Source organism: Williamsia deligens (assembly GCF_024171765.1).
GTDB lineage: Bacteria > Actinomycetota > Actinomycetes > Mycobacteriales > Mycobacteriaceae > Williamsia_A > Williamsia_A deligens.
Map to the genome: position 1 here is coordinate 100,365 of NZ_JAMTCI010000004.1, position 12,687 is coordinate 113,051.

Below are 12,687 nucleotides of genomic sequence, written 5' to 3' on the forward strand. Positions count from 1 at the left end.
GATTATGTCGTGGGCCACACCCGGGGGGTCCGGGGACCTAGGAGTCCAGGCCCGCGATGCCGGCGATGTAGCGGCGCGCCATCACGTTCTGACCGAGGCGGGCGATCGGCCCACCGACCCGGGTGATCAGGGATGCGGGACGGGAGAACGCCGTGATCGCGAGCCGGACCGTGTCGTCGTCGTCGAGATGCACGAGGAACGCCTCCTCGCCCCGCTCGGGATGACCCGGCAGCGTGCCGTAGACGAAGCCGGCACGACGCGGCTCGTCGACGACCCGCACGACGCGCACCGGCGCCCGCAGTCCGAGGGGGCCCAGACCGATGGTCACGTCGGCGACGGACCCATCCCGCAGAGGATCGTCGGATGCCGCCACCCGGGTCCCGGCACGCAGTTGCACCTGCCAGCCCAGGACCGCGGCCACACAGTCGGTGAACCGCGGCCGTCCCCGCCCGACGACGCCGTCGTGGTGCAGGTGGTGGTACCCGGCCGGGAGCTCGGCGAGCGTCGCCCCGACCTCGTCGTAGGTCAGGGGCGCCACGGCGAGTTCGGCGGCGCGCGCGGGCTCGAGTCGGGACGCACGCGGTGTGGCCATGACCCACCGTATCGCGGTCAGCGCGTGACGATCCCGGCGGCGAGACCGGCCGCCCGATAGTGCGCGGCGAGGGTGTCGGCGGTCTCGTGGGCGTTGAGTCCGCTCGGGTTCGGCACCACCCAGAGCTGCGCGCCCGCGAGTCGCTCCGGCTGCTCCCCCACCACGGCCCGTCGTCGGCCGAAGCCCGTCCGATAGGCGGTGACACCGGCCACGGCGACGACTCGGGGGGCGATCGCGGCCACCCTGGCCTCGAGAGCGACGGCCCCGTCGCGGAGTTCGGTGTCGTCGAGTTCGTCGGCCCGTGCGGTCGCGCGGGCGACCACGTTCGTGATGCCGATCCCCGCGTCGAGGAGCGCCGCACGGTCGGTGGGCGTCATCCCCGCCGAGGCGTCGATCACGCGGTCGACGAGACCCGCGCGGTACAGCGCCGGATAGAAGCGGTTGCCGGGGCGCGCGAAGTGCGCGCCGGTCGCCGCGGTCCACAGGCTCGGGTTGATCCCCACGAACAGCAGGCGGCACCTGTCGTCGACGAGGTCGTCGACGATCGCGCCCCGGTGGGCCGCGAGTTGTTCCCGGGTGAACCCCATCCGGCTCACCCCCACCTAGGGTCGTCACCATGAGCGAGGACCCGATCGCGCGCCGTGCCCACTTCCTCACCTTCGCCACCGCCGACCTCGACGCGGCGCGACGGTTCTACATCGACGGGCTCGGGTGGGAACCGCTGCTCGACGTGGCCGGCGAGATCGTCTTCTTCCAGGTGGCCGGCGGGTTCGTCCTGGGCCTCTTCCAGGCGGAGAAGTTCGCCGCCGACGTCGCGGGCGCCACCGCGACCGCGATCGGCGGGACGACGATCGCGCACAACGTCGACAGCCGCGACGACGTGCACACCGTCGTCGACCGGATGGCAGGGTTCGGCGGCACCGTGGTCACGCCCCCGGAGGACGGCGCGTTCGGCGGCATCTTCCACGCGATCGTGCGCGACCCGAACGGTGTCGTGTGGGAGGTCGCCCACAACCCGGGTTTCTCGGTCGACGCCGACGGCACCGTCCACCTGGGCTGAGCGGTCGGTCACGGCCGCAGGTCGAGGTCGATCACGACCGGCGAGTGGTCGCTGACCGCGCGGGCGCCCTCGGGGCGGTCGACCACGACGGCCTCGTGCACCGAGAAGTGCTCCGAGGCGAGGACGCGGTCGCTGGTCGACCGGGTGCCCGCCCCGACATCGCGCAAGCCCACCGTCGCGGCGAACCGGGTCTCGGCCTCGTACTCGCGCGATCCCCGCTGGGTGTTGAAGTCCGCTCCGACGATCGTCGGGCCGGGCCAGAGCCGGACGCTGTCCAGCACGGGGGCCACCTGCCGCGCGACCTCGTCGACCCCGTCGTGCGGGGAGCTGAAGTGTCCGGACACGATCCGCACCGCGGTCCCGCCCGGCGTGAGCGCCATCGCGTCGGTCGCCCCACGGGGTTGGTGCTCGGTCGTCGTCGGGAACCATCGCCGCCGTAGCCCCCACCGGCTGCCCGCCGCGTCCGCCCACGCAGCGAGGGCCGACCGCGCGCGACGCGCCCAGTCGTCGCCGAACGCGTCGCCGACACGCAGGTTGCGCGCGTCGGTGAGGACGATCCCGTGGAAGGTGAGGATGCCGGGGCCCTCCTGACGGCCGTAGATCTTCTCGGCGTTGACCGTCATCACCGCGCCTGTCGGGTGCAGCCTGCGCGCGAGCGCGCGCATGGTGTCGCTCAACGTGGACCGCAGCGCGAACCGGTCCAGCTCCTGCAGCAGCACGATGTCGGGGTCGAGATCGGCGATGGCCTGGGCGAGGCGGTCGAGCTTGGCCGGGGTCGCGAAGAACTCCCCGGACCCACCCATGCCGCCGTGGACGTTGAACTCGACGACGCGCAGACGTTCGGCGGAGCGCACCTCGGGGTCGGCAGCCGGTCGGACACGCGCCACCGGCGTCCGCGGGCCGATCGCCGCGACCGAGGTCGCTGCGACACCGGCCGCCACCGCGCCGGTCGCCGCACCCACTCGCGGCCGTGACCACGTGGACCCTATGCCGGCCCCCGCCAGCGCGCCCGGCGCGACCCACCATCCGCGGTCCCGGATGGTGGTCCCCACCGTCTCCACGAGGCCTGACCGGTGACGGGGCGCGGGGATCGGTGGCAGTGCGGCGCCCCGGGCGATCGGAACGCGGCGGGCGGTGTGGACATGCGGTTCGACCGTGAGGGCCATGGCCGGGATCCGGTCAGATCTCGAACTGCACGCGGGCGACCTGCTCGGCCACCGCGACGACCTCGGCGCGGTACACGTTGTGCTCGGCGTCGACGTCGTAGGCGCGGTAGTCCTCGACGGTCGCCCAGTCGTTGGTGATCGCGAAGTCCCAGCCGCCGTCCCGCAGTCCGGCGTCGAGTCCGGTGTGGTTGGCCAGACACCCGGGGAGGTCGAGTGCGGCGATCCCGGCCAGGGCCGCTTGCAGTCGGGCGCGGTCGTCGGCGGAGGCGGACTCGTCCTCGGGGGCGCGCAGCCGCCCCATCACGACATTGCGGATCATGGCGCCGAGTATGCCTGTCCCGGTCAGAGACGGATGACGGTGACACCGCCCGCCCCGGCGCCGGGTGCGCCGAGTTCGGCGAGGCGGGACGGGGCGTCGTCGAGTCCGATCACGTCACGCAGGAGCGGTCGGGGATCGATCGCGCCGCGGGCGATGTCGTCGAGCATCGCGGGGTACTCGTGGGCCGCCATCCCGTGACTGCCGAGGAGCCGCAGTTCGCGGGCGACCACCGCGCCCATCGGCACGGCGGGGTCGGTGTCGGCGCCGAGCAGGCCGACCTGGACGTGGCGGCCACGCGGTCGCAGGGTGGCGATGGAGGCCCGCATCGTGGCCGGGGAGCCGAACGCGTCGAGAGAACAGTCGATGTCGCGCAGACCGTCCGCGGAGTCCGCCACCTCGGCGGCACCCATCTCCCGCGCCATCGCCCGGCTGCGATCGGACGGGTCGACACCGATCACGGTGGCACCGCGCGACGCGGCGATCATGACCGCGGCCAGACCCACTCCCCCGCATCCGTGTACCGCGACCCGTTCCCCGTCGCGCACCTCTCCCACCGCGGTCACCGCGCGGTAGGCGGTCGCGAAGCGGCATCCCAGTGCGGCCGCCGCCTCGTCGGAGATGACGTCGGGGACGGCGACGAGGTTGACGTCGGCGTGGCGCAGGGCCACGAGGTCGGCGAACGAGCCGGCGTGGGTGAAGCCGGGCTGCTCCTGCCGCTCGCACACCTGGTGGTCGCCGCGGAGACAGGTCGGACAGGTCCCGCAGGCACAGACGAACGGTGCGGTGACCCGATCCCCGGGCGACCAGCGCGTCACCCCGGCGCCCACCTCCACCACCGTCCCGACGAGTTCGTGTCCGGGGATGTTCGGCAGTGGGATGTCGGGATCGTGGCCCTGCCATCCGTGCCAGTCCGACCGGCACAGTCCGGTCGCCGCGACCGCGACGACGACGCCGTCGTCGGGGCACACCGGGGACGGCACCTCACGCAGGTCGATCGGTCCGCCGAACCGTTCGTAGACAACCGCCCTCATGCAGGACAGCGTGCCCGACGCGATCTCTCAGGAGAAGCCGACGATCGGACGCGGGGCGTAATGCGCCTCGAGCGTGGCGATCTCGTCGTCGGTGAGCGAGACGTCCAGGGCCGCGACGGCGTCGTCGACATGGGAGATCCTGCCCGCTCCGATGATCGGTGCGGTGACGACGGGCTTGTGCAGCATCCACGCGAGAGCCACCTGCGCCCGGGGCAGGCCACGCCTCTCGGCCAGGTCCGACACGGCGTCCACGGTGGCCTTGTCGCCCTCGTCGTACAGCGTGGAGCCGAACTGGTCGGTCTGGCTGCGTGTCGTCTGCGCGTCCCAGTCACGGGTGAGCCGACCGCGGGCGAGAGGGCTCCACGGGATGACGCCGACGCCCTGATCTGCGCACAGCGGGTGCATCTCCCGCTCCTCCTCGCGGTAGAGGAGGTTGTAGTGGTCCTGCATCGAGATGAACTTGCTCCAGCCGTGCAGCTCCGAGGTGTACAGCGACTTGGAGAACTGCCACGCGAACATCGACGACGCCCCGATGTAGCGCGCCTTGCCCGCCTTCACGACGTCGTGCAGTGCCTCGATGGTCTCCTCGATCGGCGTCTCGGGATCCCAGCGGTGGATCTGGTACAGGTCGACGTAGTCGGTGCCGAGGCGGCGCAGGCTGCCCTCGATCTCGGTCATGATCGCTTTACGTGACGACCCGCGCTCGTTGGGGTGGGGTCGGCCGTTGTTGTAGACCTTGGTCGCGATCACCACGTCCTCGCGGTCGGCGAAGTCCCGGATCGCGCGCCCGACGATCTCCTCACTGGACCCCGCGGAGTAGACGTTCGCGGTGTCGAGGAACGTGATGCCCTGCTCCAGCGCATGCCGGATGATCGTGCGCGACTCCTCCTCCGGCAGCGTCCACTCGTGCGTCCCGCGGTCGGGTTCGCCGAAACTCATGCAGCCCAGGCAGATCCGCGACACCTTCAGCCCGCTGCGACCCACGTTCACGTACTCCACACCGACTCCTCATGTTCGACGACGTCGCATCCGACGGTAACCATCCGTCGCGGGGCGGGCACGAACCGGACATGCCCGCCGCCGGGCACGACGACGACGACCCGTCGGTCCCGCGGCGACCGTCGGACATACTCACCGCCATGACGGAGACGGTGATCGTCGTCGACGCGGCGAACGTCGTGGGGTCACGCCCCGACGGCTGGTGGCGGGACCGACGCGGCGCCACCGAACGTCTCCGCGACGGGATCGCGGGACTCGCGACCGACGGCGTCGACGGTTCCGGACCCGCCCGCGTGGTCATGGTCGTCGAGGGCGCCGCCCGCGGGGTCGAGCGCACCGACACCGTCGAGGTCGTCGAGTCCGCGGGATCCGGGGACGACACGATCGTGGCGGTGGTGTCCGATCTCGTGACCGACGCACTGTGCGTGGTGGTGACGGCCGATCGCGAGCTGCGTCGTCGGGTGGTCGAGCTCGGTGCGCGGGTGGTCGGGCCCCGGGCGATCCGGGATTAGGGAACCGGACACCGCCGTTGTCCTCGGACATGGCTGAGAAGATCTGGTTCATCACCGGCACATCCCGCGGTTTCGGTCGCGAGTGGGCGACCGCCGCGCTCGATCGGGGCGACAAGGTCGCGGCCACGGCGCGCGACACGTCTGCGCTCGACGATCTCGTCGAGAGGTACGGCGACGCGATCCTCCCGATCCAGCTCGACGTCACCGACCGCGACGCCGACTTCGCCGCCGTCGCTCGCGCCCACGACCACTTCGGTCGTCTCGACGTCGTGGTGAACAACGCCGGCTACGGCCTGTTCGGATTCGTCGAGGAGGTCAGCGAGTCCGAGGCCCGCGACCAGATCGAGACGAACGTCTTCGGTGCGTTGTGGGTGACGCAGGCCGCGTTGCCGTACCTGCGCGAGCAGCGGTCGGGCCACATCGTTCAGGTGTCGTCGATCGGCGGCATCAGCGCCTTCCAGAACGTCGGGCTGTACCACGCGAGCAAGTGGGCGCTGGAGGGCTTCTCACAGTCGCTGGCGCAGGAGGTCGAGTCGTTCGGCATCCACGTCACGCTGATCGAGCCGGGCGGGTTCTCGACCGACTGGGGTGGGTCGTCGGCCAAGCGCGCCGCACCGCTGGACGCCTACGCCGACGCCCACGAGGCCGCCGACAAGGCACGCGCCCAGCGCACCTCCGCCCAGGGCGACCCCGCCGCGTCGGGACGCGCGATCCTCAAGGTCGTCGACGCCGAACAGCCCCCGCTGCGGGTCTTCTTCGGCGAGGCACCCCTCGCGATCGCCAAGGCCGACTACGAGAAGCGCCTGGCGACCTGGGAGGAGTGGCAGCCCGTCGCCGTGGAGGCGCAGGGCTGACCACCCTCCGTCGCGGGACTCAGGCCAGGTCGGCGCGGGTCCAGTTGCTGGCGAACTCCAGTCCCGAGCGGATGTAGAGCTGGCTGACCGGGCAGCGACGCTCGACCTCGGAGACGAAGGTGGAGAACTTCTCCTCGTCGGCGTCGGTCTGCACCGTGACCTCGACGCTGACCTTGTCGAAGTTCGCGTTGCCCTCGGCGCCGGTGACGAACACCGCGGTGTCCAGGTCGCCCTGGATCCGGAACGTGAACTCGCCCAGGGTGATGCCGAGATCCTTGGCGACGATCGAGGCGGTGACCTGGTTGCACGAGGTCAGCGCGCCCAGCGCGTACAGCAGTGGGCTGGGGGCTGCGTCCTTGCCACCGAAGGCCGGGTAGGCGTCGGTGTCGAACTCGTGCTTGTTGTCGCCCTGGGCGACGAGATGCTGGGCGACCCCCGACCCGCTCGCCTCGACGACGAACGGGACGACGGATGTGCGGATGGTGCTGGTCACGGAAACCTCCGAGTCGGCGGACAGAACACCCCATCACACCTGTCCGGCACGCATGCGGCAACGGTTGCGATCACGGTCGTCGGATGTCGCCTGTCGGGAACATCAGCGGAAGCTGAGCGGTTCGTCCCCCCAGGCCGACCGCAGTGCGACGTCGACGTCGTCGACACGGTCGTGCTCGTCGATCACCAACACCGCGCGCGAGGTCGTGTCGTACGGCGGCCACACCGGGTCGGCATGGTCCCCCGTCGGTCGTCCCGTCGCGGCGAACGACGTCCATCGACGCTGGACCCGTCGGGACATCCGACGAGCGGCGCGGTGGCCGCCCAGGATGAACTCGACGCTGCGCCGCGCCGACCGCACCCCACCGAACACGTATCCGAGTTCGGTGGCGTGCGTCGCCCCGATACCCAGGGCCTTGAGCAGCGGAGACGCCCAGTCCCAGCGGTAGAGGTAGACCGGCGCGACGGTGCTGTGGCCCTCGGCGAGCCAGACCGTCGGCATCCGGAACGCCAGGTCGCGGGCGACGGCGAGACCGCGGGATCTGTCGCGGACGCGCGCATAGGCGGTCATCACGTCCTGCTCGGCCGGGATCACCAGCTCCGGTCGCTCGACGGCGATCTGGGAGAACATCGCGCGGATCGCGTCGGACTTGATCGGGATGATCGGTGACCGGATCAGCCGGAACAGTGCGGCCTCGTGCTTGTTCGTCCCGATCAGCAACGGGACCGGCGTCGCCCGTCCCGCGCGGAACGCGTCGACGGGGTACTCGGGGACGAGGTCGCCGTCCACGACGGGCGCGAAGGCCAGACGCCCGGGACTCGTCGTCGGCACCGCGTCGAACAGTTCGGCCGACGCCTCGAGCAGCGTGCGCACCGGCAGGTCGCGGAGCCGACCGATCACGGCGGGGCCCACGCCGAGTTCGTGCATGAACTGCTCGGCGACGATGCGCGCGCGCTCGGCGTCGTAGATCGACGTGGCGGGCGAGCTCTGGGCGATGGCGCGGTGGAAGAGTCCTCGGGCGGAGGGGACGGTCATCAGCGTGGTGACCATCCCGCCGCCGGCCGACTCGCCGAAGACGGTGACCGAGTCGGGATCGCCACCGAAGGCCGCGATCGAGTCCCGCACCCACTCCAGGGCGGCGATGACGTCGCGCAGTGCGAGGTTGCTGTCGAACCGGTTGTCGTCGTCGGCGAACGCCCCGAGTTCGAGGAACCCGAACGGCCCCAGCCGGTGGTTGACGGTCACGAGCACGACGTCGCCGTCGAGGACCAGGCGCGCACCGTCGTAGAGCGGCTGCGTCGCGGACCCGACGATGTACGCCCCGCCGTGGATCCACACCATCACGGGCCGGAGATGGTCCGGGGTCGCCGACGGTGGTGCCGCGACGTTGAGCACCAGGCAGTCCTCGGAGACGGTGACGCCCTCCCCGAGGTCGAACATGGGGAACCGTGGTTGCGGTGCGGCGTGACCGAAGCGGGTGGAGTCGCGGACCTCGGACCACGCCTGCGGGGGCTGCGGGGCGCGCCACCGCAACTCACCGACGGGTGGCGCCGCGAACGGGATCCCCTTCCACCGCCGGATGCCGGTGCCGGGATCGACCGAGCCGCGGACGGGGCCGTGGGCGGTGACGACGTCGAGAGAACTCACGTCGACATCCTCCCCGATGGCTCACGCCTGCTGTTCGGCCGCTCCCCTCTCCCAGGTCACGGTGACGGGGATGTCGTCCTCCCACGGCTGTCGGGTCACCAGGTCGGCCACGCGGACCTCGCCCCGTTCGAACTCACCCGTCGCCGCGTCCACCAGTCGGTACCGCTGGCGCTGCCGATGGATCGGCTGCGCCTCGAGCAGCACGACGCGGACCTCCCCCGGCTCGAATGCGCATCGGCGCTGCAGCGCCGCGATCAACTGCTCGTTCGACAGATGGCCGTCGCCGAAGTTCCACCCCATCGCCATGCTGCAGATCCGCTCACCGTCGGTGAGGACGTACTCGGATTCGTCCCTGCCGGCCATGGCGCGGTGCGCCAGGGTGAACAGCGCCCGACCGTGGGAGTTGAAGGCGCGGAACGCGTATCCCTTGTACATCGCGATCTGTGCGCCCTCGAGCCCGCCGTAGACCCGCTCGAGCTGGGAGGCCGGCAACGCCGCGATCGAGACGATCCCCGCCTCGAGTCTCGCCGACGCCGCCGGGGTGATGCACCACAGCCCGGTGTCCCAGTTGCCGGCGTAGTAGCGCATGCCGGGCAGGAACGAGACCATGTCGGGGCGGAGGTTGCCCAGCACGACCACCCCTGCCGACACGACCACGAGAGCGATCACCCACCCCGGGTTCTCGATGTCACCGAGCCCGACGCCGGCGTGGCCGACGAAGAGCGCGAGGACGCCGAACATCATGAAGACGTTCCACTCCAGCGGGACGCCCATGGGTATCGCCGACAGGATCGCGAAGTGGAACAGCAGCAGGATCGTCGCGGCCACCCAGGTGAGCGGCCCGCCGTCGGATGCGAACAGGACCAGCCCGACGCACATCTCGATCACCGTGCTGGCGTGGGCGATCCACCGCGCGCGGCGTCCGGGGCGCAGGTCGTCGGGGAAGTTCTCGAAGAACGACTGCTTGAGGCGGCGGGTCCGGATGATCGGGTTGTTCGACATCATGGTGGCGATCACGAACGGGAAGTGTTTGTTCAGCTTCGATGTCGCCGCGCCGATCCAGATCACGACGAAGATCAGCTTCGCGGCGACGACGGCGTCGGGTGCGGCGAACAGGAACGCGACAGCGAATGCGCCGTACACCTCGCCGCGCGCGGCGAGGAACACCGTCTTGTCCCGCAGACCGATGACCGCGAGCAGGCCCAGGATGCTCCCGATCTGCCAGAGCGGGAGCAGGCCGACCGTCGTGTCCAGGGCGGGGACCGGTCCGGTGCCGCCGCTGACGAGGGCGACCACGAGCATCACCAGCAGCGCGCCGTACACGGCGACGTCGACGACCCCGCGTTCGTCGCCCCGGGTGAGCGGCACTCGTCCCGGCCACGGTGGCTGGCGGATGGTCCGTGGCCGCAGCCAGTAGAGGATCGACCCCATCGGCGGGAAGAACCGGTTGTTCAGCGGCCCGAACCCGCAGCCGAGGCCGACGACCTCGAACAGCATCGTGAAGAGCACGACCTTCTGGAAGACGATCGGTTCGGCGTAGGACCCGGCGATGTCGGTGATGCCGGCGACGCCCGGCGTCACGGTGGCGACAGTCCAGGCCACCACGATGTAGACGGCGATCTTGGCGACGTAGAACAGGTGCAGCACGACGGGCGTGCCGAAGCCGACCTCCGCCCAGTGCACCGCCATCGGGCGGAGCTTCTCCGCACGCGTGCCCCTGCTCCACCGCTCGAAGTCGACGTCGGGGGTGTCCTGCGTGATGAAGCCCATGGACACAACACGGTAGCAACCAAGCGCTCGCTTGGTGACGACTTCGTCGGTGGATGCGACGGCTGCGTGTACCGTCTGCCGCGATGTCGGTGCACCCCGGCGTCACGCCGCCTGCGGCGTGGCCTCGCGGGTGCGGCAAGAGGGAATCCGGTGCGAGACCGGAACTGCCCCGCAGCGGTGATCGGGAACGACGCGACAGAAGAGCACTGGCGGAAGCCGGGAAGCAGTCGCAGGTAGGAGGCGCCTCGTCCGAGGCGTCGCGCCCGGGAGTCCGAAGACCTGCCGACGTCGGCCGCGCCGGAGATGGCGCGACCGCTCATCGGTCCCGTGGGACATGGCCGGTGCGGCACAGCCCTGGGGCGCCCCTGGCCGTCTGCACCCGTCGTCGCCCACGCACGACGGGAAGAGGCCCCGGGTGCACATCGGCAGACGCCGCATGGCCGCGCTGCTGATCGTCGGCGTCGTGATCCTGGTCGCCGTCGCGCTGCTCGGCATCGTCGTCGGGAGTGTGTCGGTCCCCGTTCCCGATGCGCTCGGGTACCTGTGGGCGCAGACCGTCGGCGGGTCCGTCCCCCGGGATGCGCTCCCCGACTTCCGCATCGTCGTCGACTCCCGACTGCCCCGTGTCCTGACCGGCGCTGCTGCGGGTGCCGGGCTCGGTGTGGCGGGCGTCGTGGTGCAGGCGGTGGTGCGCAACGCGCTCGCCGACCCGTACGTGCTGGGCATCTCCTCGGGTGCGTCGGTGGGCGCGACGACTGTCGTCCTCTTCGGTGCGCTCGGCGGGCTGGGCATCTACGCACTGCCGTCCGCGGCGTTCCTCGGTGCGGTCGTCGCGACGGCGCTCGTGTTGATGCTCGCGCGGACGCCGTCGGGCCTGGAGCCGCTGCGTCTGGTGTTGATGGGAACCGCGCTGGGATACGGCTTCTCGGCGATCACGACCGTGCTGGTCTGCCTCGCCCCCGCGGGCGACGCCGCCCGCAGCGTGATGTTCTGGCTGCTGGGCAGCCTCGCAGCCGCCGACTGGCATTCGGTGTGGCTCGTCGGGGCTGTGGCTGTCGCGGGGTCGGCAGCTGCGCTCGTCGGTGCCCGTCACCTGGACGCCCTGGCCATGGGAGACGACGTCGCAGCCAGCCTGGGCGTGCACGCGGGACGTTTCCGACTGGCACTGTTCCTCGGCGCGGCGGCTGTCGTCGGGGTGATCGTGTCCGTCTGCGGCGCCATCGGTTTCGTCGGACTCGTCCTCCCCCACGTCGCCCGCCTGCTCGTCGGCTCGGATCATCGGCGCGTACTCCTGCTCACCCCGGTCCTCGGTGCGGTGTTCCTCGTGCTGGCCGACATCGTCGCCCGCACCGTGGTCCCTCCCCACGAGCTGCCGATCGGCGCGGTCACGGCTGCGGTCGGCGTCCCCGTGTTCGTCGCGTTGATGATGCGCAGACTGCGAACGGTCGCGGTGTGACAGGCGCTGATGTCCGCTACGAGGACGTGGCCGTCTCCCTGGGGGGCGCGGAGATACTGCGCTCGCTGCGCCTCGACGTCGGTGCCGGTCGGTTCGTCGGGCTGATCGGACGCAACGGGAGCGGCAAGTCGACCGTGTTGCGGTGTCTGTTCCGCGCTCTGCACCCCGACAGCGGCGTCGTGTCCCTCGACGGTGTCGACGTCACCGGCATCTCGTTGCGGGACAACGCACTGCGCGTCGCCGCACTCACGCAGTCGACGTCGATGTTCCTCGACGTCACCGTGCGCGAGGTGATCAGGACCGGCCGCCTGCCGCACACACGTCTGCTGCGATCGTTGTCGGCCGCGGACGAGGCGGCCTGCGACCGCGCGGTCGCCGATGCCGGTGTGCGCCACCTTCTCGACCGACGGTTCGGCGAACTGTCCGGCGGGGAGGCCCAACGCGTGGTCATCGCGCGAGCCCTCGCGCAGGAGACGCCGGTGCTCGTCCTCGACGAGCCCACCAACCACCTCGACGTGGCACACCAGTTCGCGGTGTTGCGCGCCGCGCAGGCCCGCGGCGTGACAGTGCTCGCTGCCCTGCACGACCTGAACGTGGCCGCGCAGTTCTGCACCGATCTCGCCGTCGTCGCCGACGGCCACATCGTGACGAGCGGCTCGCCGGCCGAGGTGCTCACCGTCGAGACGGTGCGCCGGTGGTTCGGCATCGACTGCCACGTCGTCAGCCACCCCCGTCTCGGGGTCCCCCAGATCATCGTCGACGAAGGAGAGAAGTGACACCCACAGACA

At 71.1% G+C, this 12,687-nt stretch carries 14 protein-coding genes and 1 riboswitch; of the genes, 5 read left to right on the forward strand and 9 right to left on the reverse strand.

What is annotated here, in order from left to right:
• Positions 1-37: 37 nt before the first annotated feature.
• A complete protein-coding gene (locus tag LX14_RS19295; RefSeq protein WP_253649005.1) occupies positions 38-592 on the reverse strand; it encodes a DUF1990 domain-containing protein in 555 nt (184 codons plus the stop codon).
• 17 nt (positions 593-609) lie between these two features.
• Positions 610-1,179 (reverse strand): mismatch-specific DNA-glycosylase, encoded by a 570-nt coding sequence (locus tag LX14_RS19300; RefSeq protein WP_253649006.1) that lies wholly within the window; start codon positions 1,177-1,179, stop codon positions 610-612.
• A gap of 44 nt (positions 1,180-1,223) precedes the next feature.
• On the opposite strand from LX14_RS19300, the gene LX14_RS19305 reads away from it, so the two are divergent.
• Positions 1,224-1,652 (forward strand): VOC family protein, encoded by a 429-nt coding sequence (locus LX14_RS19305; RefSeq protein ID WP_253649057.1) that lies wholly within the window; start codon positions 1,224-1,226, stop codon positions 1,650-1,652.
• Positions 1,653-1,660: 8 nt separating this feature from the next.
• On the opposite strand, the gene LX14_RS19310 is transcribed toward LX14_RS19305, so the two are convergent.
• Genes LX14_RS19310 through LX14_RS19325 form a run of 4 tightly spaced genes read right to left on the reverse strand, consistent with a single transcriptional unit; the run spans position 1,661 to position 5,167 of the window.
• A complete protein-coding gene (locus LX14_RS19310; RefSeq protein WP_253649007.1) occupies positions 1,661-2,818 on the reverse strand; it encodes an endonuclease/exonuclease/phosphatase family protein in 1,158 nt (385 codons plus the stop codon).
• Positions 2,819-2,831: 13 nt separating this feature from the next.
• Positions 2,832-3,137 (reverse strand): antibiotic biosynthesis monooxygenase family protein, encoded by a 306-nt coding sequence (locus LX14_RS19315; protein ID WP_253649008.1) that lies wholly within the window; start codon positions 3,135-3,137, stop codon positions 2,832-2,834.
• A gap of 23 nt (positions 3,138-3,160) precedes the next feature.
• A complete protein-coding gene (locus LX14_RS19320; RefSeq protein ID WP_253649009.1) occupies positions 3,161-4,168 on the reverse strand; it encodes an alcohol dehydrogenase catalytic domain-containing protein in 1,008 nt (335 codons plus the stop codon).
• Between the two features lie 27 nt (positions 4,169-4,195).
• Positions 4,196-5,167: an aldo/keto reductase gene (locus tag LX14_RS19325; protein ID WP_253649010.1), complete on the reverse strand. Its 972-nt coding sequence runs from the start codon at positions 5,165-5,167 to the stop codon at positions 4,196-4,198.
• Between the two features lie 140 nt (positions 5,168-5,307).
• On the opposite strand from LX14_RS19325, the gene LX14_RS19330 reads away from it, so the two are divergent.
• Positions 5,308-5,679 carry a PIN domain-containing protein gene (locus tag LX14_RS19330; protein ID WP_253649058.1) on the forward strand — a complete coding sequence of 124 codons (372 nt, stop codon included), beginning with the start codon at positions 5,308-5,310 and terminating at the stop codon, positions 5,677-5,679.
• 29 nt (positions 5,680-5,708) lie between these two features.
• The gene (locus LX14_RS19335) at positions 5,709-6,533 is read left to right on the forward strand and encodes an SDR family oxidoreductase (protein WP_253649011.1); all 825 of its coding nucleotides are present in this window, start codon (positions 5,709-5,711) and stop codon (positions 6,531-6,533) included.
• Positions 6,534-6,552: 19 nt separating this feature from the next.
• Here LX14_RS19335 and LX14_RS21025 read toward each other — a convergent pair whose 3' ends face one another.
• The 3 genes from LX14_RS21025 to LX14_RS19350 all read right to left on the reverse strand — a co-directional run bounded on the left by LX14_RS21025 (position 6,553) and on the right by LX14_RS19350 (position 10,443).
• A complete protein-coding gene (locus tag LX14_RS21025) occupies positions 6,553-7,026 on the reverse strand; it encodes an OsmC family protein (RefSeq protein ID WP_253649012.1) in 474 nt (157 codons plus the stop codon).
• Between the two features lie 102 nt (positions 7,027-7,128).
• Positions 7,129-8,673, reverse strand: coding sequence for a carboxylesterase/lipase family protein (locus tag LX14_RS19345; RefSeq protein ID WP_253649013.1), 1,545 nt, complete (start codon positions 8,671-8,673; stop codon positions 7,129-7,131).
• 21 nt (positions 8,674-8,694) lie between these two features.
• Positions 8,695-10,443 carry a DUF3556 domain-containing protein gene (locus LX14_RS19350; RefSeq protein ID WP_253649014.1) on the reverse strand — a complete coding sequence of 583 codons (1,749 nt, stop codon included), beginning with the start codon at positions 10,441-10,443 and terminating at the stop codon, positions 8,695-8,697.
• A gap of 83 nt (positions 10,444-10,526) precedes the next feature.
• A riboswitch (cobalamin riboswitch) is annotated at positions 10,527-10,732 on the forward strand.
• A 147-nt stretch (positions 10,733-10,879) separates the two neighbouring features.
• Between LX14_RS19350 and LX14_RS19355 the strand changes: the two genes are divergently transcribed.
• Positions 10,880-11,899, forward strand: coding sequence for a FecCD family ABC transporter permease (locus LX14_RS19355; RefSeq protein ID WP_253649015.1), 1,020 nt, complete (start codon positions 10,880-10,882; stop codon positions 11,897-11,899).
• On the forward strand, positions 11,896-12,675 hold the full coding sequence (locus LX14_RS19360; RefSeq protein WP_253649016.1) for an ABC transporter ATP-binding protein: 780 nt from the start codon (positions 11,896-11,898) through the stop codon (positions 12,673-12,675). Before LX14_RS19355 ends, LX14_RS19360 begins: the two co-directional genes overlap by 4 nt.
• Positions 12,676-12,687: the final 12 nt, after the last annotated feature.